The sequence below is a fragment of the Streptomyces sp. NPDC055955 genome (genome assembly GCF_042270245.1).
Lineage (GTDB): Bacteria > Actinomycetota > Actinomycetes > Streptomycetales > Streptomycetaceae > Streptomyces.
Window position 1 is genome coordinate 45,755 of sequence record NZ_JBHJYS010000031.1, and the last position, 21,140, is coordinate 66,894.

Below are 21,140 nucleotides of genomic sequence, written 5' to 3' on the forward strand. Positions count from 1 at the left end.
CTGAAGAGTACCGTCCAGGTACCTTGCCATCAATCATCGCAGGTCAAAGTGGGTGATGAGAGGTACCCCGCTTCATGGCGACACTCGATCACTCGGAGTCCTCCCGCGGCGAAGCAACGCTGATGGCACGGGTCAAACGGCCTATGGCTCGCCGCGCGTCCACTGCTCGAGCAGATCTCGTCCACCCTCGGCTGTCGTACTGACTCCACCCATGCCGCCACGAGACTGCCGAACGTCACGATGCTGGCGGCATTGAGCCTGTCGCCCCCGGCGAACAGCGCCAGGAGCTCGTCGGCAGTCTGCGTCCCGCGGTCGCAGGCTGAGCAGAGCAGCGCCTCGCGAATCCCTGCGACGGTCTCGCCGCGCGCGTTCGTCCACGAGTGCGCGAAGCGTGCCTTGAGCCAGGATGGCCCGCTGCAGCGGAGGCAATCCTCCACCTCATCGAGCTGGAGGACGATCTCGGTCTCGTCAATCGGGTTGGTCACGCCACTCCCTGCCAGATGTCCGGGCCGAAGGAGCCCTTGATGTCGGAAGCTACCGTCGCGGCGTTCACCATCAACCCGAGCTGGTAGACGGTCGTCTTGGCCACCCCTCGGACCGCAAGGCGCACTGGGGTGTTGCCCGGGTGCGCGCCGATGATGCGCCCAAGCTCCTTGACGGACCTCTCGGTGATGCGGTGATAGGGCAGGACGAGCTGTACCGGAGCTGCGCCCGTACGCTCCGCGGAGGACACGTCGAGGGTCTGGAGCTCCTGCCCGAAGATGCTGATCGTGCCGTCGCGGTCGTTGAGGCGGCCTTGCACCGAGACCACAGCGTCTTCGACCAGGGCGCCGGCGACGAGCTGATACGTGGCGGGGAAGAACAGCACCTCGATCGTTCCGTCACGGTCGGCCAAATTGACGATCGCCCAGGCGTTGCCCTGCTTCGTCATCTTCGGCTGCACGCTGGTGATCAGGCCGGAGAGCCGGACCACGCCTTCTGTGCGTCCTGAGGCGATCAGGTCGACGATGGTGGTGTCACGGTTGGCCGCAAGGAGATTCTCGGTGCCGTCCAGCGGGTGCGCGGACACGTACATGCCCAGCATCTCCCGCTCGGTGGCCAGGAGTTGCCTGCGGGGCCACTCTTCTTCGCCGATCTTCACCTCCATGCCCAGGCCTGCGGCGTCTGCCGCGTCGTCGCCGCCCAGGCCTGCGAACAGGTCGTCCTGGCCGTAGGCGGCGGCCTTCTTCAGCGGCACGACGGCGTCGATGGCCATCTCATGAGCGGCGGAAAGCCCTCTGCGGGTGTGTCCGAGGGAGTCGAACGCGCCGCCCTTGATGAGGGACTCGATCGCCCGCTTGTTCAGGGCGGGGAGGTCGACCTTGTCGAGGAAGTCACCGAAGGAGGCGAACTTCCCGCCGGACTTGCGGCCCGCGATGATCGACTCGATGACGTTCTCGCCGACGTTACGCACGGACAGCAGGCCGAAGCGGACGTCGTCGCCGACGGCCGCGAACTCGGCGATCGATTCGTTCACGTCGGGCGGCAAAACGGTGACGCCGAGCTTGCGGGCATCGGCGAGGTAGATGCCGGCCTTGTCCTTGTCGTCGCCGACCGAGGTGAGCAGCGCGGCCATGTACTCGGCCGGGTAGTTCGCCTTGAGGTAGGCGGTCCAGTAGGAGACCAGGCCGTATCCGGCGGTGTGGGACTTGTTGAAGGCATAGCCGGAGAACGGGAGCATGACGTCCCAGATGGCCTTGATGGCCTCTTCCGAGTAGCCGTTACCGACCATTCCTGCGTGGAACTTGTCCCACTCGGCGGCCAGGACCTCGGGCTTCTTCTTGCCCATCGCACGGCGCAGCATGTCGGCGCCACCGAGCGTGTAGCCGGCCAGGGTCCGGGCGATGGCCATGATCTGCTCTTGGAAAATCAGCAGGTGGTGGGTGGAGCCCAGGATCGGGTCCAAAACCTCCTTCAGCTCCGGGTGGATCGGGTCCGGGTGCTGCTTGCCGTTCTGGCGGAGCGCGTAGTTCGTGTGCGCGTTGGCGGCCATCGGGCCGGGCCGGTACAGGGCCAGGGCTGCGGCGATGTCCTCGAATCGGGACGGCTCCATCAGCTTCAGCAGGGCGCGCATGCCGCCGCCGTCGAGCTGGAAGACGCCGAACGTGTCGCCTCGGCCGAGCAGTTCGAAGGTCTTCTTGTCGTCGAGCGGGATGACCTTGACCCTGTCATCGCCGGTGCCCGGGTCGACGGTGGCCAGGTGAACACCACGGTTGTCACGGATGTTCTTCAGCGCGTGGTCGATGACGCCCAAGTTGCGCAGGCCGAGGAAGTCCATCTTGACCAGCCCCATGTTTTCGCAACTGGGGTAGTCAAAGCCGGTGATCTTGACGCCGTCCTTGGCCCGCATGTGCAGCGGGATCCGGTCGGTCAGCTTGGTCTTCGAAAGGATCACTGCGGCGGCGTGCACGCCGGTGCCTCGCGTCAGGCCCTCGACGCCCTTGGCGGTGTCGATGACCTTCTTGACGTCCGGCTCGCTCTCGTACATCGCCCGGATCTCGCCCGCCTCGCCGTAGCGCGGGTGGGCGGAGTCGAAGATGCCGTCCAGCGGGATCGACTTGCCCATGATGTCCGGCGGCAGCGCCTTGGTGATCCGCTCCCCGTGCTGGAAGGGGTAGCCGAGGATCCGCGAGCTGTCCTTGATCGCGTTCTTGGCTTTGATCTTGCCGAACGTGTTGACCATCGCCGTGTACTCGTCGCCGTACTTCTCGGTGACGTAGCGGACCATGGTGTCGCGCTGGCGGTCGTCGAAGTCGAGGTCGACATCCGGGGGGTTGATGCGCTCGGGGTTGAGGAACCGCTCGAAGAGCAGGCCGTGTTCCAGCGGGCACAGCTCGGTGATGCGGGTCGCGTACGCCACGATCGAGCCGGTGGCCGAGCCTCGGCCGGGGCCGACCGGGATGCCGTTGTCGCGCGCGTACTTGCAGATGTCGGCGACCACGAGGAAGTACGAGGAGAACCCCATCGGACCGATGATGCTCATCTCGGTCTCGAAGCGCTCCATGACCTCGTCGGGGATGGGGGCGCCGTAGCGCATCTCCAGTCCCTTGAGGACGTCCTTGCGCAGCCAGGACTCCTGCGTCTCCCCTTCGGGGACGTCCGGGTACTGCGGCATCTCGTCCACGTTCTCGAAGACGGAATCGTAGGACTGGACGCGCTCGGCGATCAGCAGCGTGTTGTCACACGCCTCCGGCATCTCCGAGAACAGCTCACGCATCGCGGCTGCGGTCTTGAGGTAGTAGTCGTTGCCCGAGAACCGGAACCGCTTCTCGTCGGCCTTGTTCTTGCCGACGCCGATGCACAGCAGGTTGTCGTGCGCATCCGCCTGGTCCGCGTGGATGTAGTGGGCGTCGTTGGTGGCCAGGAGCGGGATCTTCAGCTCCTTGGCCAGACGCAGCAGACCGTCCCGCACCTGCTTCTCGATCGACAGTCCGTGGTCCATCAGCTCCAGGAAATAGCTCTCCCGGCCGAAAATGTCCTGGTAGGCGGCGGCCGTCTCGCGCGCCTCGTCGTACTGGTTCAGACGCAGCCGTGTCTGGATCGCTCCGGAGGGGCAGCCGGTGGTGGCGATGATCCCCTCGGCGTGCTCACTGATCAGTTCCATGTCCATGCGCGGCTTGCCAGCGGGGAACTGGCCGCTGTAGCTGGCCTCGGTGGACATGTAGAAGAGGTTCTTCAGGCCCTTCACGTTCTCGGCCCACATCGTCATGTGAGTGAAGCGGCCGCCACCCGAGACGTCCTTCGAGCCCTCGCCGTCGTCCGACATGGCCCGCTGACCGCCGGGCCCCCAGAACTCCTGCTTCCGGTTGCGCCGCGAGGACGGGGCGACGTACGCCTCGATCCCGATGATCGGCTTGACGCCGTCGAAGCCCTTGGACACCTGATGGAACTCGTACGCACCGAACATGTTGCCGTGGTCGCTCATCGCGACCGCAGGCATGCCCTGCCGGTCGACTTCGGCGAACATCGGCTTGAGCTTCTGAGCGCCGTCGAGCATCGAGTATTCGGTGTGATTGTGCAGGTGAACAAAGCTGTCGGTCACCGGGCAGGCACCTCCGGGGTGGGTCGCGGGAAGCCCTCACCCTAGCCCCCCGCGGAGATCAAAATCGGTCGCTTGGGACTCCCCCGAGAACACCCTGAAGGCGCCGCGCTGGGTGACCTCGGAGGATCACGCAACGGAGTCGTAGGAGTGGCTGCGTGTCCGAATTGGGTAGATCAGTAAAGCCGACATGGACAGCGCCACCCGCCCAAGTTCCCACTACGCGAAGGGATCACGGACCCCAGAGCGTGGATGCATGGGAGCGCGTTCGCTGGCGGCCGGCTTCAGCGGGGCTTGCCAACAGGGAGGGCACAACTGTGCGCAGCGAACCGAACGAGGACGACATCCGCCGCGCCCTGGAGTGCGCGAAGAGAACCCCGCGTCCGGAGCCGGCGTACTCCGACGACCTCATAGAGGCCGACGTCACGCCGTTGAAGGACTTCCTGCGGGCCCGGCTCGGCGAGCTCAAGGCGCGCCTGCCCGAGGCCAGCGAGGAACACTTCGCTGTCCACGCCCTCACCAACACGATGCTCTCCACCTCTTTACGGCTCACCGAGCAGATCAGCGCCTGGCAGCTGGCTGTCGCCGACGGTCGCAGCGAGGAACCGGGGCCGGTGCAGACACTGCGGCACAACCTCAGCCAGGACTTCAACCAGCTGGTCTGGATCGCCCGTCGATGGCGCGAGCACCCGGACCACGCGCCACACTGGCGGCCTCGGCACTACCTCAACCCCACTCATCGGTCCTCTCTCGAAGAACCCCAGGCAGGCGACGCCTCCGCCGAGGCCGTACGCGGCCCATACGAGCAAGAGGCCCATCCATGACCCGGAATGCCTCCCTGACCAGCCGCCCTCCAGCTGACCAGTGTCAAGTCCCTGGCTACGGCCAGGCTCACGCCACCGACTCGGCGGTTGGAGCAGGCCAGACTCTCAGTAGATGCAGGCCCTGGTTGATTTGCAGACGTAGGGACTCTCCGTCGGACTGGTCGTGTGGCTCGGCTGACTCCGCCGGATCAGAACCAATGAGGTCGGTAGGCTCCGCCGATGCAGGTCGGACACTCGTCGCCGTGGGCCAGCGGCAGGTCGCCCGCCTGGTAGGCGGCGGACAGGAGGGCATCTGGTCGCTCGTCAAGCGCGACATCGGCACCCTGGCCGCCGCCGACCTCGGCCAGGTCACCCGCGCCGTGAAGCGCAAGCTCAAGATGCTCCAGCACCGGCCGGAGGTCATCGACGGCTGCCTGGCGGGCACGGGCCTGGCCCTGTTGGCGTGATCGTCAGAAGAAGCCGAAGAAGCGAGCCCACCAGGTGGGCCGCTGAACATGCGAGGGCAGTCGGCTCGGCCCGTCGTAGTCGCTCTCCAGCAGTTCCTCGGCAACCACTACATAGCCGAGCCCAACCAACGCCCGGTTGACCTTGGCAAGGTCAGCGCCGTCCAACTCGCCCTCGGCCTGGGCTTCCTCCGTTCCGAGGAAGGCGCCCGGGTTGTCCGCGCAGACAAGCGCCAGCGAGCCGAACTTGCTCACGCAGACGACGATCCGGGTTCCGCATACGGTCGCCTCAGCCGGCACGACGACGCGTCCGTACTCGCTGGAGTCCTGGGTGTCCTGCTCATCCGTGCAGCGAGCTGCGAAGTCGCCTTCGAGTCGGGTCAGTAGACCACCGAAGCGGGCTGCGGTCTCGCCACGGTCGTAGTGCTGCGGCCACTCCAGCCACTCCGGATCATCAAGCTCGCGCAGCAACGCCAGCAGAACTGCTTCGCTCTCGACCATGCGCTCATCTTGCCGAGCCAGCCACAGGTGGAGCGGCTCGGGGTACCACCACGCTCCCCGTCCCCGACATCACCCATTCAAGTTCAGTAGCGTCAGCGCTCGGTCGGCCGCCCGGGGGCCCTTCGGGGCTGGGTGGCCGGCCGCACTGCAAGCGCCGGCAGCGACCCAAGGGGCGGCCGGCCAGCGGCCACGCCTCGTCGATGCCGGGGCCCTCGGTCTCGACCTTCCCCGTCATGGCCTGGAAGCCGGCGATGCGCTCGGTCGACTCGATCCTCAGCCGCTCTGTTTCGGCATCGAGGTCGTTCTTCCGGCGCTGAGTGGTGGCCTCCATCTTCGCCTTGGCGACGCTGGCCGCCGCAGTGAACGAGGCAGCCACAGCACCGCCCGCCAGGATTTCGTTGACGATCTCGGGTTCGGCGGCGCGCTTAAGCGTCTCGTCGGGGGTCTCGAAAGGGCTCAACCGGAGGAGGCCGTCAAGGCCGTGCTCCGCGTCGCGCGACTCCTCCGGGAGTGCGATGGCCGTGGTAACTGCCTCGGCGCGGAGCAACTCCGATATGTGCTTCATGGTGGCAGTGAACTCGCGAAGGATCTCCGCACCCTGGCCACCGTGGTCGAGCACCTGCACTACGAGTGCCGGCTGCTTCTCCTCCTCGTTTCGCGCCGCCACGATCAGAGCCGCTTGTACCGGTGCCGGGTCGCGGAGGGTCTCCGCTGCTTGGGCCAGCGCTTCTTCCAGGAAGCGGTTCACAAGGTACTGTTCCAGATCGGTGCGGGGTGAGCGTTCGTCAGCCACAGGCCCAGTTTGCCCCAACCTCCCGTTTCAGACAGCCCTGTTGTGCCCACCGAGCAGCGGACGCCTCTGCACTCGGTCAGCCGTCGGACATGCCGCTCGCGCGGGCGATGTCCTCCACCGTGTGCTCGTCCTGCTTGCGCTGGTGCTGCTGGGCATCGAGCTTGTCTCGCATCGCGCGCAGCCTGTCCGGGTCGTCGGCAACGTCCGGGGGCACTAGCGACATCGCGGCCTTGGCGTGCTCGCCGTCGCCCAGGTGGGCGACGACGTGGTCGGCCCGGTCCTCGTGGCCGGGTTGCATCGCGCCAAGCAGACCAAGGAGGTTGAGCAGCTCTTGCCGCACTTCGTCGGTGAATAGCTCCTTCTCCCGCGGTTCCAGCTCGAGTCGGAACCGGCCGCCGCCGGCTCTCACGTACTCGCGGATGACTTCCATCAGGAGGTCGAACTGCTCCTGGGGCATTCGGGCCCCGGAGCGTCTCCACGTAGAGCGCGTACCGCGCTCGCACGATCTCTGCCGGGTTCTTGGGCCCCTCTACGTCGGCCATCGTGGACTTCTCCCCCTGCAGCGGTTCAGGCCAGGTTGGTCAGATCCGCCAGGAGCGGATGCGGTCGGCGTCGTCGTACCCGTCACTGCGCCCGGCGTCGATGTCGCGGGCGAGGTCGATCAGCGCACCGTACGGCGCATCCAGGCGCGGCTTCCTGAACGCATTCCAGGTGAGGCACTCAATGCCTTGTCCGTTCCGGACGACTTCTGCGACGCCGGATCCCGTTCGCATGCAAACCCATCGCCACTACTCATCGCTTCGCCTTCTCCACGACGGTCTGCATGCCCGGTAGTTGAGGGGTTTCGGTCTTGCCGGGCCTTGCCATGTGGCTCACTATGCGTAGCGGCGGGGATTCGATTCGTGACGTAGTGGGGGATCATGTCGAGTGGAACGGGCGGGGCCTACTGGGAGGGCAAAGCTCTCCCCAGCGTGTTCAAGCACGAGCTGCTGCGCCGCTACATCCCGCCGTTCGGGGGGATGACGAGCAAGCAGGCGCATGATCAGCGGGTGGTGTACCTCGACGGGTACGCGGGCGAGGGCCGATACGAGAACGGCGATCCCGGATCCGCGGAGATCGCTCTGCGCGTTGCTTCCTACTACCGGGCACGCGGGCTGAACCTGTCGTGCTTCTTCGTGGAGCAGCAACCAAAGTCGTTCGAGCGTCTCCAGCAGGTTGTTGCCGGGTACGCGGCGCGGGGCGTCGACGCCCGCGCGCACCTTGGAGGCGTCGACGACGTCCTGGACGACGTGGTGCACCGTGCCACCGGGGTGCCCCTCTTCCTGTTCCTCGACCCGTGCGGATTGTGCTTGCCGCTGGACCGGCTTGTCGACGTCCTCGCCCGCCGCAGGCCGGCGAAACGGCCGGCAACCGAGCTGCTGATGAACTTCAGCATGATGGCAGTACGGCGGCTGGGCGGGCACGTGACCTCGCCCAAGAGCAACGAGCGCAGCCTGGAGCGCTTCGACGCGGTGTGCGGCGGCCGCTGGTGGCGGGACTTCTTCACCGGCGACCATGACGCGACGGATGCGGCTGAAGCCGTCGCTGCCGAGTACGCGCGCCGCCTGCACATGCGCACCGGCATGTTCGTGCAGTCCGTGCCCGTCGCCAGCGCGCCACATAGGAAGCCCGTCTACCACCTGGTGTTCGCCACCCACAGTCCGTACGGACTGTGGGTGTTCGGCGACCAGGCTGCCCGGGCACGCAGCGCGTGGTGGGAGACACTCGAACTCGAAGAAGAGCACCAGGACCCCGACGCCCTCTTCTCCGCCACATCCATATTGCGCCCGGATCCCGCAGTCGTAGAGAAGGAGGCGGTGCCGGCGATGGCCGCCAACCTCGAGCGCCTGCTGCGCAGGGGCCGTTCCGTCAAGCTGGTCGACCACACCCTGGAGCTGTTCGGCTCCTACTACGGACAGGTCACCGAGCCGGTCGCCCGCAAGGCCGTCAAGTACCTGCACAGTGCGGGAAAGACACCATCAACCGGCGTCGGCGACAGGGTCCGCGAACTTGTCGTACAGCCCGCCCACCGCTAACTCGCGACCAGCCTGTGTGCCCGACTGCCGGGCGGCCAGCAGTTGTGCGGCCGCCCAGGCAGCTCACACCCCGGCAGGCAGTGGCAGCTCGTCCCAGGTACGGCCCGCAAGCTCGCGGCCGCCGGCCTTCGGCGTGCGGCCGCCCCACTGCTTGAAGAAGAAGGCCACGCCGGCGCTCTGGCAGGTGTCCCGGATCTGCGTCACCCACGCCTCGTCCAGCGGCCGGTGCCCCGCTCCCGACTCGCCGCCTGCGATGACCCAGTCGATCCCAGACAGCTCCAAGCCCTCCAGCGGCCCCAGCAGCGGCTCACAAGACAAGAACTTCACCACCGCCGGCACCCTTCGCAGATCGTCGACGCGCGGCAGCTCCTTGGCACTCTCCACGGAGACGCCCATCCACAGGTTCTCCGGCCATTCCAACCGGTCGGCGACCTGCCGCAGGCGCCGAGCCCGCTTGGTCAGTACCTGATAGGTGTGCTGAGGCGTGTCGGCAATGACCTCGAACACGCGCCGCACGTAGTCGAGCGGCACCCTGGCATGGAACAGGTCGCTCATCGAGTTCACGAACACTGTGCGCGGGCTCTTCCACCCGTAGGGCACCCTGAGCGCGTCCGGATGCATCGTCAGCCCGAACCCTGGTCCGGACGTGCGCGGGTCGCCGTCGGTTTGGTACTTGGGCGATCCCATCGCTTTCAAGCGCTTCGCCAGCGCCAACGCATAGCAGTTGTCACAACCGTCGGAGACGCGGTCGCACCCTGTGGTCGGATTCCACGTCGCCTCGGTCCACTCGATCGCACTGCGGTCACTCACCGGAGGGCCCTCCATCCCCGTTGCCGAGCCCCGTTGCCAATGGCACGGCTGCGGTCCGCTGACAGTCCAACGAGCCGTCGTCCCACCAGATACCGGCATCCAACCATCCGGCTCGGAAGCCGACTTCACTGCCCAGCGATCCGAACATGCGCACCCATCCCACCGATAATCCACCTTCCTGTTTCGGCCAGTCAGTACCAGGCGTAGCACCCCTCATCGCGACCCCCACGGCGTAGAGCCGAGGCCCAGATGCTCCAGGCCGGACAGCCGCTGCACGGTCGCGACGAACGACCTCGTGAACAGACGCTGCGCCGAGACCTCGCCGTACCGGTCGATGTGGTCGAAGACGACCTGGTGGTCCTTGGCGGCACGGGTGCGCCAGTCGAGGACCTGCTCGCGGGTGAGTTCCTCGAGGACCAGCTTCTGACCGACGGCGTCGGCCTGCGGCTTCGGAGCCGCAGGCGTCGGGCGGGGAGCGGGCAGTACAACCCGGGCCGGAGGCGCGGCCAGCTCACCAGCGGAGGTCTTCGCGGCCGCGGCTTCAGCGCGGGATTGGGCTGCGGCGGCCTGCTGCTCGCGGACCTGCGCCCACCGATGCTCGCGGATCCACGCCTGGGCGGTCACCGTCTCGTGCAGCTGCCGGTCAGTGGCCGCACGGCGCTCGCTGTCCGAAGCCCCGGGCATCGAGGCGTCGATGGCGGCCGCGACCGTGCTGCGCTGCGCACGGCGGACGGCCTGCCGGTCCTCGCAGCGTGGGCAGTCCTGCCCGGAGTCGAGAAGCATCCGGTCGTCGCACCGCACGTCGCCGCACTGCTGACGCTGGGGCAGGGCACGGCTGATCAGCCAGCCCACAGGGTCCTTGATCGGCCCGGCCAGCCGCATCTGGTCCTCCAGGCGCCGGGCGAGCCGGTCGGCGAGGACCTGGGGCGCGTCTGTGCGGCCGGCGAACCCGACCACCCGGGCCAGCTCGCTACGGGCGGCGGCTTCCACCAGTTTTCGGGCGGCCGGACGCTTCAGTCGCGCCCACACCAGGTCGACCGGAGCCAGGACGGTCCGCAGGTCTTCCGGCGGCAGGTGCACCCTCCCCCGCTGCTGCCTGCCCTGACCCGCACCGTCCACGACCCGTACCGGAGCACCGGCCACCGGCCCGCAGCCGCCCTTCACGCCTTCGACGACCGGGGACTTCTCTTGCTGTTCCCCGCGGAGCGGGCCGCCGTCCTCGCGCACGCACGCGCGGTCCGGCAGACCGTGGTTCCCACCGCGGCCTTCGCCGGAAAAGCCACCAGAGAGCGCGAGAGAACCCCCAGGAGTAACCCCAGAAGCGTGGAGAGCGTGGTGCTGTGCAGTTGCGGCGAGGTCTGCCGATCCGGTGATCCCGTCCTGTCCGGCACCCTCGATCCCAGTCGGCACAAGGGTCTCGCCCGTCTCGCCGGACTCAAGATCTCCGGATGCAGTAACGGCGAGGTCTGAAAACACGGCGTTTGCTGCCCGGCGGGCCTCCCGTACGGCCACGCCGTGGGCCTCAGCCACCGGCACCAGGCGCACCCGTGACTTCGCGTGCAGGCCCGAGCCGGTCTCCTGCCGCACCACGTCTGCGACGCCGTGCTCCTGGAGGCGCTTGAGGACCTTCGCCCCGGCCGCCGCTGTGCAGCCCAGCAGCCGTGCGACTGTCGCCGCCGGACGCCCACGGTCGGTGTCCACCGCCCCTGGACACAGCTGCAGCCAGCCCGCCGAACCCGTCGTCAGCACCATCAGAAGCAGCCCGAGCCGATCGGTCGCCGCACCCCGGCCCGTACGTCCGGAGAGCAGCCCGGCCGGGACCGGCGCCTTGCCCTTCGGGGCCCACCCCGGACCGAACAGCACCTCGATCAGGCTGAGCAGCACCGCCAGCTCCGACCGCGACAGCGCCAGTGCGTGCCGCCGGTCGCCGGCCTTCTGCGCTCGGTACATCGGCACTACCCAGCACTCCAGACCGGTCGCGTGCCCGAACACGTTGGTCGCGATCTTCGACCCGAGCATCCCGGCACGGCGCAGTTCGGGCAGCACCGTGTGGGCGACCGTCGACTGCGACACACCCAGCCACCGGCCCAGCTCAGCCGCCCAGATCGACGTCTCGTAATCGTCGCGGACCTTCGCCTTCGCCGTCAGCACGACCGACGCCAATCGGGCGCCGTCCGACACCCCGGCCAGCGCCGGAGACGCCACCAGCGCACGCACCGCAGCGAGCAGCCGCCCGCGCATCACCTTCGACAGCTGCAGCGGATTGCCCAGCTCCAGCTGAACCACCGGCCCGGCCTCACCTGGCACGGCCCGCCGACTGCGCCGCCGATCCCACCCGGCCGAACGGCCCACGTACTCCGCGGCGTTCGCCGCCACGGCACTCACTGAAACACCTGACTCAGAGCGATAGCAAGATCTATCCGGGCACCTTGCAACGGATTGCCTGTGGATAGATTCCTGCCACCGACGGCCACTTTGAGCACGTCCGTGGGCCGGGTTCGGAGCGTGGACGTCGTTCCGCTGGACAGGACGCCCTGCTCGGGAGCACCCACCGGCTTCGGCGCCACAACGCCTCGCTGACACAGGCGCTCTGCGATCAAGATGTGATCATGACGACCTACGCGAAACGCGCAAAACTGGCGTGTGACCTCCGTTGTGCAGTGCGCACGACTCGGGCTAAGCGTCAGGAAACGGGCAAAACTCGGCTTTTCTTGCGCCGCTAGATCGGGCACTATGACGAAGACACCTTTCAGATTCACGGCCGCACCACTCCCGCCACACGGGACGGGCGGCCAACGGATCGACGGGTGAGCCCCCTCCGGGAGGAGCGGGCGACCAGATGAGCCAGGGGCGGACCTCCGTTCTCTCTGGTTGCTTCTGGTGCAGAGCCCCTTGGTCGGGGCGCTGCGTGTGGCCCCGGTTAGGGGCCGTGCAACAGCGGGAGCTGCTGCGGCTGTGGTGGCCGTGGCTAGTGGCCGGTGTTGCGTCTGTTTGGAAATGCGGCTCGATGAGCCGCAGCTCAGGACCGGCGGCAACCGGGACTGAGCGGCCGACTGGGTGGTTCATCCGGTCGGAACGAAGGGCCGCGCGAGGCCAGCGGGTGGTTAATCCGCTACGTGGCGCGCGCGGCTGGTGGCGGCTACGTCACCCCGACCCCCTTGATTCCGAGGCTGGCGTCGGCATGCCCGCATCCGGGCCCGCCGCGTCGGGATACCGCTCCGCGAGCCGCCTGAGCAGATGCAGGTAGACCGCCCGGTGCGGCCGGCGCGGATGCGTCTGGCCCAACTCCCAGCGGGCCACCGCGAGTCGCTTCACGCCCACAGCGTCCGCGACCTCCTGCTGCGTCAGCCCGGCGGCACGACGCAACTGCTGCCGAATGTGCGGCGACGGCAGCATGTCGTCCAGCAGGGCGTCGACCCGCTGCATGGGATCCGCGTGCAACATGACCCCACCCTTCCATGATCAATGAATCCCTGAAAGATACACGATCCGATGGGTCTCGTGGATCAACTTCTGATACGCCGATAGGGTCTTGCCCATGCTGGCCCTCTTCGACCTGGACAACACCCTGGTCAACCGCGGCATTGCCTTCACTGAAGCCATCGCCGCCTTGTGTAACGACCACGGCTACAACTCGGTCATCCAGGAATGGCTGCACACCGAACTCGCCGACCGGGCCAACCCCGCCGATTTCCAACGGCTCATGGCCCGCTTCGACCTCCCCGACGACCCCGCCCAGTTGTGGCACGACTACGTCAACCGCATTGCGGCCGCCGTCCGCTGCGCCCCCGAGGTCCTCGAGGGCCTGGCTCGACTCCGCGTCAGAGGCTGGACGATTGGGATCGCCACCAACGGCGCCAGCGACATCCAACGCGCCAAACTCACCGTGACCGGACTCGCCCACCACGTCGACGGTATAGCCGTCTCCGGCGACATCGAGACCCGCAAACCCGACCGGCAGCTCTTCGAGCTCGCCGCGCGTCGCTGCGGAACCGACCTCACTGACGGCGGCTGGATGATCGGCGACAACCCTGGCAGCGACATCGGCGGCGGACATGCCGCAGGCCTGCGCACCATCTGGCTGCGCGGCCGCCCATGGCACGACGGAATCGCAGTCGCGCAGCACGTTGTCGACGACGTCACCGACGCCATCACCATCCTGCTCAACGAGACGGAGTAGCACCGTGGACCAGCCGACCGTCGGCATCCTCCACCCCGGCAGCATGGGCGCCGCCGTCGCCGCCTGCGCCCAGGCGAACGCCGCCGAGGTCCTGTGGTGCGAGACCGGACGCAGCCCCGCAACCGCGAAGCGCGCCGCACAGTTCGGCCTGACGCCGGTGGCCACACTGGGCGAACTGCTGGATCGCGGCGACATCGTCATCAGCCTCTGCCCGCCCGCAGCCGCCGAAGACCTTGCCCACGACGTCGCTGAACTCGGCTTCACCGGCGTGTACGTGGAAGCCAACGCCATCAACCCCGAGCGGTCCCAGCGGAGCGCCGCGCTACTCGAACCCGCGGCGACCGTAGTCGACGGCGGGGTCGTCGGCTCCCCGCCGGTGCGGGGGAAGACCCCGACGCTGTACCTGTCCGGCCCGGCCGATGCGACCGAGCGGATCGAGGCACTGTTCGCCGGCACCGCCGTGCAGACGAGGACGCTGGGTGCGGAAGTCGGGAAGGCGTCCGCGCTGAAGCTGTCGTACGCGTCGTTCCAGAAGACGAGCCGCGTGCTTGCGGCGCTCGCGGTCGGGATGGCACGCGAGCACGGCGTCGACCAAGAACTCATCGAGGTCGCCTCCCGGCGGACCGACTCGTACCTCGCGGAGCCGGAGTACGTCGCCAAGACCGCGGCCCGCGCCTGGCGCTGGGGTCCCGAGCTGGGAGAAGCCGCGGACACGCTCGCGGCCGCCGGTCTTCCGCCGGAGATGCTGCGCGCGGCCGCGTCCACGCTGGCACGGTGGACCGACCTCAAGGACGACAGCGAGCTCACGCTCACCGACGCCTTGGACCGACTCGCCCAGCCGTAGCCTGCGATCATGCCGTCGCCGTTCCCGCCCGCTTCGTCAGCAGCTGGTCGATGAGCCGCGCCGCCTCCTGCGGGGATGCCACCGTGGTGTCCACGGTCAGATCCCAGGCCATGTCCGGGTGAGCGTCCAGGTCCTCACGGGTTGCATCCCACGCCGCCAGGCGCGCCGTGGTGTCTCTGTCGCCTCGCCCCGCAGACCGCTGCGCGGATACCTCGCGCGGGCACCACAGCAGCACCATCGTCCAGTCGGCCGGGTAGCCATCGACCAGGGCCTGGATGCCGTTGACCTGCCCGAGGTGCACCACCGGCACCCCGGCCGCGAACGCTGCGTTGACGCCGGGCTGGTCGATCACGTACGTGTTGCCGTACCGCGCGTTTACGTAGACGACGTCGCCCGCGGCCTCCAGCTTGAGCAGCTGCTCCGCTGTGCCCATTCGGTAGCCGGCGGACTTGCCCGTCCCGACCTTGAGTCGCCTGAACTGCGCGTACTTCGAGCTCAGCTCGGTGAGCTCGGTGGTGACGGTGTCCTTGCCCGCCGCTGGCGGGCCGTAAAGGATCACGCCCTGCTTCGAGTTCACGCGTACATCGCCCTCATCGCCTGCCGGGCCTGGTCCGCGAGCGTCACCGCGGTCCCCAGCCGGTTGTCGACGACCAGGTGCGGCACCGCCGGGCGCAGCTCCAGGTCGATCGTGGCCATGTACTCCTCCCACCGCGCCAGCTTCCAGGCGTCCCGGGCCGCGGAGCGGAATCCGATGTACTCGCGCATCGACTCTTCGTCGCAGCGAACCCACACAGGGAAGACGTCGACACCCATCGATCCCGCGCGGTTGGCCAGGCGTTGCACCCAGGCCGGGTCTGTCATCTCCGCGATGAACGGTGCAGTCAGCACGGTACTGATCCCGCACTTGATGTTGGCCATGGCCGACTGCATCAAGCAGTCGTACTCCACCGGCCGGACCTTTTCGCGGTAGAGATCGGTGTGCCTGTCGTTCGCGTCGCCGCCCAGCGCGACCAGGAGTCGCTCCACGAGCGGGCGGGTGAGCGGGTCTTTGTCGAGTAGCGGCCAGCCGGTGAGCTGGACGAAAAAGCGGGCGAGCTCGGTCTTCCCGCTGCCAGCGAAACCGCCGACCAGGATGAGGGCCGGGCGGTGCGGGTCACCGCCCGTGTGCCTGCGCTTCCACGCGTCGATGATGCGCTGCTGCAAGTCGAAGTGGTCGGCTTCGTCCGAGCCCGGCGCAATGCGGTGAATCGCCCGCTCAACAGCCAGGACATGGGCGCCGTTGAGGCGGTCGTCCATCGGCGTGAGTTTGAAGGATGTCTCCTCACCCGGGAGGGCGGCACGAAAGCCGAGGTCGGGCTCGGTGGCCCGGTAGAGGAGGCAGTAAGCGCGCCGGTAGTGAGGGCCGGGGAAGACCTCGCCCTGCTCGTGCTGCCACAGGGTCTGAGGATTCGCGGCAGGAATTCCCTTGAGCTTGGCCCGCTCTGCAACCTCCCGGAGACGCTCACCGGCCTTCTCCAGAGTCAGGCCGTGGGCCTCTCGCTGCTCGCGCAGCAGATCCGGCCTCCACCCTGCACGCTGCTTCCCCACCCTCTGCCCCTCCGTCATCGTCATGAGCGCGAGCCTAGGGCTCGGGCCCCAAATCCCATGTGTACGTGGATGTTGAAAACCCGTGAACGAGAGTGCGCACAGGCTTCGACAAGCCGCTGTGATGTTCCGGTCGGCTCAGTGCGAGTGTGATGGCCCCCACACGACGAGCAGTCATGAGGGGGTCGCAGTGGGCAGGTTCGAAAGCTCAGGCATCGAACGCGTATTCCAAGATGTATGCCGCGCTGTCCATGGTCATCTCGTTCACTTCGACCGCTCGAAGGTCTGCGTCGTAGGCCGTTCGACACAGCTTGATGACGGGACGCTCCAGGGGCATCGCCAGCCCTTCGGCTTCCTCGGCGACGGGAAGCCTGCAGCGGATCTCCTCGCGGAAGTGCACGGGCCCGTGGCCAAGCTCAGCGAGCCGGGCGTACGTACCGCCCTCTCCGGTGTCGACGCGCATGATCGCGGTGCCTTCGGCCAGCTCAAGGGGCAGGTAGGAAGTCGCGAGCATGACCGGTCTGTCGTCCAGCACGAAGCGACGGGACCGAGCGCATACGGGCTCGTTTTCATCGAGCTCCAGCATTCGGGCGATGTGCGCCGGAACCGGCACGCTGGCGACTCGGACGTCGATCGTGACAGGACGCTCTTCGTCAGCGGACCAAATGGATTTACCGGCACCCCACTGCTCTCGGGCGAGCCGTTGGATGCCGTGGCGTCGGATCGGGCGGAACTCGATGACGCGGGCGCCGGCGCCCTTCTTCGTTTCCACCAGGCCCTCGATCCGCAGGATCTTGAGCGCCTGGCGCGCGGTGAGAACGGCAACTTTGTACTGAGCGGCGAGCGCGCTCTCGCCTGGCAGTCGATCGCCGGGCGCGTAGTCGCCGGACTCGATCGCCGCCTTCAGGTCGTCGGCAATCCGCTGGTACTTGGGCCGCTGCGCGCCCGTCTCACTCGCCATACATCTCCCTACCTCGTTAGCGATCCTACGGCCGCTGGCTATCGAGGAACCGGCAAGGGCATCCCGGTGTGTATGGCCGCCGCCGATAGAGCGTACCTCGCTAACGTGCTTATTGACATCGTTAACGAGCAGCGGTGTACTGAAGAAGCGCCGAACCTCGCTAGCGAGGTGAGGGCGGGGGCGCCGAAGAGGTGCGGCTTCGCCCTGCCCACTCGCCATCGGGACGCCTCCCGAGCTCAGCACGTCCGAGAGGAGCACTACCCCATGAACGTCACCCGCCGCCCCGCCGCCAGCCTCGCCACCGAGCACTTCGACGCGGAGACGCTCGCGCTCCTGGAGGCGGTCGAGGTGCCGCTCCCGGACTTCGCCGACATCGACCTGGACGTCGCCTTCGGCACGCCGCTTGAGATGTACGCCGCCGGCCCTCTGCCCCACGAGCAGCTGGACGGCCTGGACATCACCGCCGCCATCGCCGCGATCGAGGCTCGAGAGAGCCGCCTGCTCGCCGCCCACGACATCACCGTCACCGACCCGACCGTCACCGAGCTGGTGCGCGAGCGCCTGGTCAATGTGCTCATCCCGTACGCCGCGCAGCTGCGCATCGCGCCGCCGGCCACCGCCGCACCTCTGCCCCTCGCGGCCTAGCTCTGCCGGGTCCTCATGGACCCGGCTCCCTCACCCGGACGCCGTCTCGTACGCCGCCGGATGTGGGAGCCGGACCCTCGGTTCCCTGCTCCACCCGAAACACCGCAAGACCGTAGGAAGTCGTCCACCTCGCAAGAGGGGGCCGGGTTGATGGCAACACCAAATCCCCGGGTTCTCGACTCCTACTGCACGTCGCAGCGCTATGCGCTGTCCGTCCGTCAGGACGCCGGGACCTCCCGCGCGGCCTGACGGGCGGAGAGAGCACCGCGACGCACCCCCTCCCCTTCCCACATGAGGAGATCCACCATGGCCATCACCGCCGCGATGCCCACCGCCAAGGAACGCCCCCGCCGGACCCGCCGGAAGCGAGTCAGCGCCCTCCCTGCCCTCAAGCTCTCCCAGCTCCTGCCCTCGCACATCGACCTCCGCAACCCGCTCAAGGCTGTCCTGGTCTGCGAGGACTGCAAGACCTGGGTGCCCATCACCGGCATGCAGAGCAAGGTTCAGAAGCTGGTCCCGCACCACACCGGCAAGGCCGACGTCGACGCCGCGATCCACTGCCGGGGCAGCAACCGCCGCATCGAGTGGGACATGACGATCCCTGAATGGCGCCAGGCCCTGGCCGACGCCATCACGGAAGCCTCCAGCCGCCAGGCCACCGCAGTGCTGCCCAAGGCGTTCAGTCCGCAGACCGACCGGACCCTGCGGGCTCGCGCGGAGCGCAGGCCGGCGGGACGCGTGGCCGACTGGGACGCGGTGCTGCCCCGCGTGGCGGCCGCTGACAAGAACCGCCGGGCGATGCCCGCCGGCGACGCCCCTACGGAGGGCCCGGCGGTCCCGCTTGAGACGCTCCACCCCCAGTGCCCCGCGCGCTGAACCCGCACGAACAACCACGGCCCCGGCCACCCCGAGCGATCGGGGTGGCCGGGGCCGTGGCTGCTCGTACGGCAGCCAGAACGACGACAGCCCCGGCGACTTGGAACCCCCCGGGGCTGTCCAGGACCTGACTGGAGGACCTGTGCAGAACAGCATGGCACGTACCGCGTCGCGGCCGACCGCCGGGATCGTCGACGACATCGAGCGCGAGGACGACGCCAAGGGATACGAGCCCGAGGACGCCGCCCGCATCGACGTCGACCTGGCGCTCCTGCCCAACCTCACTCCGGCGCTGGCCGGTTGGGAGGTGGCGGCGTGATCACCAGCCTCACCGACGCGGAGCGCGAGGCGCTCTCGCAGAAGAACCGGGAGCAGAACAAGCGGTCGGAGGCCAACCGCCGATGAGTGCCCGTCCGGCCGATGACCTGTACGTCCGCTACATGAAGGCGTTCAGCGACTCCACCGCGCACACCGCCAACTGCCTTGCCTGCCAGGGCGAGACGCCGTGCGTGGACGGAGCGCCGATCCAGGAGCGGTTCGCCCGCCTCCAGGACGCCTACCGCGCCCGGCAGTCCAAGCAGCAGCGCTGATCCCCCGGCATTGCCCGTCGTCCCCGCGCCTTTCCGGGCGGGGTCGGCGGAGAGCGCCGGGAGCTCCCCCGCTCCGGCCGTCCGGCCGCCGACAAGCAAACAGCCCCGGGGCTCGCATCCCCGGGGCCGCTTCGTACTACGGACCTTCTGGGAGGCCCTCATGCAGACCATCGTACGCACCTCCTCCTACGCCCCCGTCGCCACCACCGTTCCTGTTCGGCTTCGGCCGGCGTGTGCCGACGAAGACCCTGAACTGTTCTTCCCCGGCGAGAAGTCGACCGCCGACCTGCTCCAGAAGGAGGAGGCCAAGGCCGTCTGCCGTGCTTGCCTGGTCATGGAGCGCTGCCTCCAGTGGGCGCTGGAGAGCGGCCAGGAGCACGGCGTGTGGGGCGGCACCGACGAGGACGACCGCCGCCGGATGAAGCGCCGGGCGGCCCGCAAGCGCACCGGCTGACTCCCGCTGGACGGGAGTAGCGAGCAACTCCTGCCCACCTCGCAGCACCACAACGGCTGTCCGTATGAACGGGCTGCCGGCCCTTTTTGCACGTCTCCAGCCCGGGACAATCCCGGGATCGCTCCCTCCCCCGCAGGAGAGCCCCATGGAAAGCAGCCCTCAACTCGACACCGTGACGCCCCTCACCGGCACCACCCGGATGCCGGACTCGCTGTGCACGCACACGCCGAAGTGCCCGTCGGCCGCCAGCTCGGACCGCGAGGCCGCGCAGGTCGTGGCTGCTCACCCGGAGCAGGGCTGGAGCCTGTTGTGCAACGCCTTGGTGCTCTTTGAGGACACCGGTGAGCTGCTGCCCGACGGCCAGATCGTCGCCCCGCACCGGCCCCTCGCCGCGGCCTGACGGCTGCCTGATCGGCCCGCCGGGCCGCCACCATCTGCGCGGCCCGCCCTCTGCCCCACCTGCTGCTGCGGACCGCCGCGATGGCGGCCGCGCCTGCGTGGGACGTCGGGCACCGCGTTGCTGGCCTCCATGTACCCAGTGACAGGAGCACACAGTGACCCTGCTCTCTCCCCTCCGCTCGCCTCTGGACGCCTCCGGCCTGTCCATCAAGACGGTCTTCGAGGGGCCCAGTTCATCGCCGCGCACCGCCGAACCGCACCTCACCGCCCCGACACAGAACGGAGTCCCTATGTCTGTTGGCTACTGGACGTTCTCCGGCGACGAGATGAGCGACGTCCTCAACCGACTCGCCCCGTACCTCCCGGCCTACCTGGAGAAGGTGGAGCCGAACCCGCGCGGCTATGGCCTCGACTACAACTTCAAACCGTTCACCGGCATCTCGACGATGCCGCAGGTGCCACATGAGTACCGCGCCGACCCGCGACTGAAGTACACGCCGAAGTCCGAGGACGCGGCGGAATACCGGCTGCGCGAGATCGCCGGGAAGATCCTGCACGAGGTGTACGAGACGGCGTATGCGCGCTGGCTGGACGCCGCGTACGTCGCTGCTCTCTGCACGACGGTCAAGGACGCTGCGCAGCGGTGGGCGGCGTACGAGCGGGAGTCGAAGGCTCTGGAAGAGGCCTACGACTACCTGCGCACTCCGCAGGCCGCGACGGAGTGGCTGGCCGCGCTCTCCCGCCTTGTCGACGCGCAGGAGCGACTGCGCGCCGCGGCTGAGGCTTTCGACGACCGCGCCGTTGAAATCGCGGAGGTGCACGACGAGTACTCGCACTCCGACCTCCGGTACGCCGAGGCCCTGGCGCGCGCCGGCCACCCCGAAGCACGGACCTGGTGCATCGCGGACGCCTCGGCCTACCGAGGCCAGTACTGGGGCTCGCCGCAGTACGCCCCGCTGGCGGAGCAGGCGCGGGTGCTGATCGAGGCGCAGGACGCCCATGTGACCAAGGTCGGCCGCTTGTCCGGCGCGTCCACCAACTGACCCGGAGGCGTCATGCGCTTCGTCTACCTGTGCGGCATGT

At 68.2% G+C, this 21,140-nt stretch carries 23 protein-coding genes and 1 pseudogene; 12 read left to right on the forward strand and 12 right to left on the reverse strand.

Annotated elements, in window-relative coordinates:
* Positions 1 to 29: 29 nt before the first annotated feature.
* Positions 30 to 485: a DUF6300 family protein gene (locus ACFC96_RS41040; protein ID WP_376617476.1), complete on the reverse strand. Its 456-nt coding sequence runs from the start codon at positions 483 to 485 to the stop codon at positions 30 to 32.
* A complete protein-coding gene (gene dnaE / locus ACFC96_RS41045; protein WP_376617478.1) occupies positions 482 to 4,081 on the reverse strand; it encodes a DNA polymerase III subunit alpha in 3,600 nt (1,199 codons plus the stop codon). Before dnaE ends, ACFC96_RS41040 begins: the two co-directional genes overlap by 4 nt.
* Before the next feature lie 314 nt (positions 4,082 to 4,395).
* On the opposite strand from dnaE, the gene ACFC96_RS41050 reads away from it, so the two are divergent.
* Entirely contained in the window at positions 4,396 to 4,902 is a 507-nt protein-coding gene (locus ACFC96_RS41050; RefSeq protein WP_376617480.1) for a hypothetical protein, read from the forward strand.
* A 242-nt stretch (positions 4,903 to 5,144) separates the two neighbouring features.
* Entirely contained in the window at positions 5,145 to 5,348 is a 204-nt protein-coding gene (locus ACFC96_RS41055; protein WP_376617481.1) for a hypothetical protein, read from the forward strand.
* 3 nt (positions 5,349 to 5,351) lie between these two features.
* Here the strand turns inward: ACFC96_RS41055 and ACFC96_RS41060 are convergent, their stop codons facing one another.
* From ACFC96_RS41060 to ACFC96_RS41075, 4 genes and pseudogenes are all read right to left on the reverse strand, one after another.
* On the reverse strand, positions 5,352 to 5,846 hold the full coding sequence (locus tag ACFC96_RS41060; protein WP_376617483.1) for a hypothetical protein: 495 nt from the start codon (positions 5,844 to 5,846) through the stop codon (positions 5,352 to 5,354).
* Between the two features lie 4 nt (positions 5,847 to 5,850).
* The gene (locus ACFC96_RS41065; RefSeq protein ID WP_376617485.1) at positions 5,851 to 6,639 is read right to left on the reverse strand and encodes a hypothetical protein; all 789 of its coding nucleotides are present in this window, start codon (positions 6,637 to 6,639) and stop codon (positions 5,851 to 5,853) included.
* A gap of 76 nt (positions 6,640 to 6,715) precedes the next feature.
* Positions 6,716 to 7,096, reverse strand: coding sequence for a hypothetical protein (locus ACFC96_RS41070; RefSeq protein ID WP_376617487.1), 381 nt, complete (start codon positions 7,094 to 7,096; stop codon positions 6,716 to 6,718).
* A gap of 124 nt (positions 7,097 to 7,220) precedes the next feature.
* Positions 7,221 to 7,325 (reverse strand): annotated as a pseudogene (locus tag ACFC96_RS41075) (toxin Doc); the annotation flags it as partial.
* A gap of 234 nt (positions 7,326 to 7,559) precedes the next feature.
* On the opposite strand from ACFC96_RS41075, the gene tcmP reads away from it, so the two are divergent.
* Positions 7,560 to 8,714 carry a three-Cys-motif partner protein TcmP gene (gene tcmP / locus ACFC96_RS41080; RefSeq protein WP_376617488.1) on the forward strand — a complete coding sequence of 385 codons (1,155 nt, stop codon included), beginning with the start codon at positions 7,560 to 7,562 and terminating at the stop codon, positions 8,712 to 8,714.
* A 63-nt stretch (positions 8,715 to 8,777) separates the two neighbouring features.
* Here tcmP and ACFC96_RS41085 read toward each other — a convergent pair whose 3' ends face one another.
* From ACFC96_RS41085 to ACFC96_RS41095, 3 genes are all read right to left on the reverse strand, one after another.
* Positions 8,778 to 9,524, reverse strand: coding sequence for a DUF5131 family protein (locus ACFC96_RS41085; protein WP_376617490.1), 747 nt, complete (start codon positions 9,522 to 9,524; stop codon positions 8,778 to 8,780).
* Between the two features lie 213 nt (positions 9,525 to 9,737).
* Positions 9,738 to 11,810, reverse strand: coding sequence for a hypothetical protein (locus ACFC96_RS41090; RefSeq protein WP_376617492.1), 2,073 nt, complete (start codon positions 11,808 to 11,810; stop codon positions 9,738 to 9,740).
* Positions 11,811 to 12,668: 858 nt separating this feature from the next.
* Positions 12,669 to 12,968: a helix-turn-helix transcriptional regulator gene (locus ACFC96_RS41095; RefSeq protein WP_376617494.1), complete on the reverse strand. Its 300-nt coding sequence runs from the start codon at positions 12,966 to 12,968 to the stop codon at positions 12,669 to 12,671.
* Positions 12,969 to 13,062: 94 nt separating this feature from the next.
* Here ACFC96_RS41095 and ACFC96_RS41100 point away from each other — a divergent pair, with 94 nt between their 5' ends.
* Together ACFC96_RS41100 and ACFC96_RS41105 are read left to right on the forward strand one after the other, a co-directional pair.
* Positions 13,063 to 13,704: an HAD family hydrolase gene (locus tag ACFC96_RS41100; protein WP_376617496.1), complete on the forward strand. Its 642-nt coding sequence runs from the start codon at positions 13,063 to 13,065 to the stop codon at positions 13,702 to 13,704.
* A 4-nt stretch (positions 13,705 to 13,708) separates the two neighbouring features.
* Positions 13,709 to 14,548 carry a DUF1932 domain-containing protein gene (locus tag ACFC96_RS41105; RefSeq protein ID WP_376617498.1) on the forward strand — a complete coding sequence of 280 codons (840 nt, stop codon included), beginning with the start codon at positions 13,709 to 13,711 and terminating at the stop codon, positions 14,546 to 14,548.
* A gap of 7 nt (positions 14,549 to 14,555) precedes the next feature.
* Here the strand turns inward: ACFC96_RS41105 and ACFC96_RS41110 are convergent, their stop codons facing one another.
* The 3 genes from ACFC96_RS41110 to ACFC96_RS41120 all read right to left on the reverse strand — a co-directional run bounded on the left by ACFC96_RS41110 (position 14,556) and on the right by ACFC96_RS41120 (position 17,093).
* Positions 14,556 to 15,125 carry a guanylate kinase gene (locus ACFC96_RS41110; protein WP_376617499.1) on the reverse strand — a complete coding sequence of 190 codons (570 nt, stop codon included), beginning with the start codon at positions 15,123 to 15,125 and terminating at the stop codon, positions 14,556 to 14,558.
* Entirely contained in the window at positions 15,122 to 16,159 is a 1,038-nt protein-coding gene (locus ACFC96_RS41115; protein ID WP_376617501.1) for an AAA family ATPase, read from the reverse strand. The genes ACFC96_RS41110 and ACFC96_RS41115 overlap by 4 nt, the downstream gene beginning before the upstream one ends.
* Positions 16,160 to 16,340: 181 nt before the next feature.
* The gene (locus tag ACFC96_RS41120; protein ID WP_376617503.1) at positions 16,341 to 17,093 is read right to left on the reverse strand and encodes a GntR family transcriptional regulator; all 753 of its coding nucleotides are present in this window, start codon (positions 17,091 to 17,093) and stop codon (positions 16,341 to 16,343) included.
* Positions 17,094 to 17,357: 264 nt separating this feature from the next.
* On the opposite strand from ACFC96_RS41120, the gene ACFC96_RS41125 reads away from it, so the two are divergent.
* The 7 genes from ACFC96_RS41125 (at position 17,358) to ACFC96_RS41155 (ending at position 21,100) form a co-directional block, all read left to right on the forward strand.
* Entirely contained in the window at positions 17,358 to 17,738 is a 381-nt protein-coding gene (locus ACFC96_RS41125; protein ID WP_376617504.1) for a hypothetical protein, read from the forward strand.
* A 306-nt stretch (positions 17,739 to 18,044) separates the two neighbouring features.
* Positions 18,045 to 18,614 (forward strand): hypothetical protein, encoded by a 570-nt coding sequence (locus ACFC96_RS41130; RefSeq protein WP_376617506.1) that lies wholly within the window; start codon positions 18,045 to 18,047, stop codon positions 18,612 to 18,614.
* 154 nt (positions 18,615 to 18,768) lie between these two features.
* Entirely contained in the window at positions 18,769 to 18,933 is a 165-nt protein-coding gene (locus ACFC96_RS41135; protein ID WP_376617508.1) for a hypothetical protein, read from the forward strand.
* An 82-nt stretch (positions 18,934 to 19,015) separates the two neighbouring features.
* Positions 19,016 to 19,204, forward strand: a complete 189-nt coding sequence (locus ACFC96_RS41140; protein ID WP_376617510.1) for a hypothetical protein — start codon at positions 19,016 to 19,018, stop codon at positions 19,202 to 19,204.
* A 160-nt stretch (positions 19,205 to 19,364) separates the two neighbouring features.
* Complete coding sequence (locus ACFC96_RS41145) at positions 19,365 to 19,658, forward strand: WhiB family transcriptional regulator (RefSeq protein WP_376617512.1); 294 nt, start codon at positions 19,365 to 19,367, stop codon at positions 19,656 to 19,658.
* A gap of 211 nt (positions 19,659 to 19,869) precedes the next feature.
* Positions 19,870 to 20,058: a DUF5999 family protein gene (locus tag ACFC96_RS41150; RefSeq protein WP_376617581.1), complete on the forward strand. Its 189-nt coding sequence runs from the start codon at positions 19,870 to 19,872 to the stop codon at positions 20,056 to 20,058.
* Positions 20,059 to 20,212: 154 nt separating this feature from the next.
* Positions 20,213 to 21,100, forward strand: a complete 888-nt coding sequence (locus tag ACFC96_RS41155) for a hypothetical protein (RefSeq protein ID WP_376617513.1) — start codon at positions 20,213 to 20,215, stop codon at positions 21,098 to 21,100.
* Positions 21,101 to 21,140 lie beyond the last annotated feature (40 nt).

What these genes read in the sequence shown, in the direction of transcription:
- ACFC96_RS41060 (WP_376617483.1), bottom strand. Translation starts at nt 5,846, where the DNA reads ATGGTCGAGAGCGAAGCAGTTCTGCTGGCGTTGCTGCGCGAGCTTGAT.
- ACFC96_RS41070 (WP_376617487.1), bottom strand. Translation starts at nt 7,096, where the DNA reads ATGCCCCAGGAGCAGTTCGACCTCCTGATGGAAGTCATCCGCGAGTAC.
- tcmP (WP_376617488.1), top strand. Translation starts at nt 7,560, where the DNA reads ATGTCGAGTGGAACGGGCGGGGCCTACTGGGAGGGCAAAGCTCTCCCC.
- ACFC96_RS41095 (WP_376617494.1), bottom strand. Translation starts at nt 12,968, where the DNA reads ATGTTGCACGCGGATCCCATGCAGCGGGTCGACGCCCTGCTGGACGAC.
- ACFC96_RS41100 (WP_376617496.1), top strand. Translation starts at nt 13,063, where the DNA reads ATGCTGGCCCTCTTCGACCTGGACAACACCCTGGTCAACCGCGGCATT.
- ACFC96_RS41115 (WP_376617501.1), bottom strand. Translation starts at nt 16,159, where the DNA reads ATGACGATGACGGAGGGGCAGAGGGTGGGGAAGCAGCGTGCAGGGTGG.
- ACFC96_RS41120 (WP_376617503.1), bottom strand. Translation starts at nt 17,093, where the DNA reads ATGGCGAGTGAGACGGGCGCGCAGCGGCCCAAGTACCAGCGGATTGCC.
- ACFC96_RS41125 (WP_376617504.1), top strand. Translation starts at nt 17,358, where the DNA reads ATGAACGTCACCCGCCGCCCCGCCGCCAGCCTCGCCACCGAGCACTTC.
- ACFC96_RS41130 (WP_376617506.1), top strand. Translation starts at nt 18,045, where the DNA reads ATGGCCATCACCGCCGCGATGCCCACCGCCAAGGAACGCCCCCGCCGG.
- ACFC96_RS41135 (WP_376617508.1), top strand. Translation starts at nt 18,769, where the DNA reads ATGGCACGTACCGCGTCGCGGCCGACCGCCGGGATCGTCGACGACATC.
- ACFC96_RS41140 (WP_376617510.1), top strand. Translation starts at nt 19,016, where the DNA reads ATGAGTGCCCGTCCGGCCGATGACCTGTACGTCCGCTACATGAAGGCG.
- ACFC96_RS41145 (WP_376617512.1), top strand. Translation starts at nt 19,365, where the DNA reads ATGCAGACCATCGTACGCACCTCCTCCTACGCCCCCGTCGCCACCACC.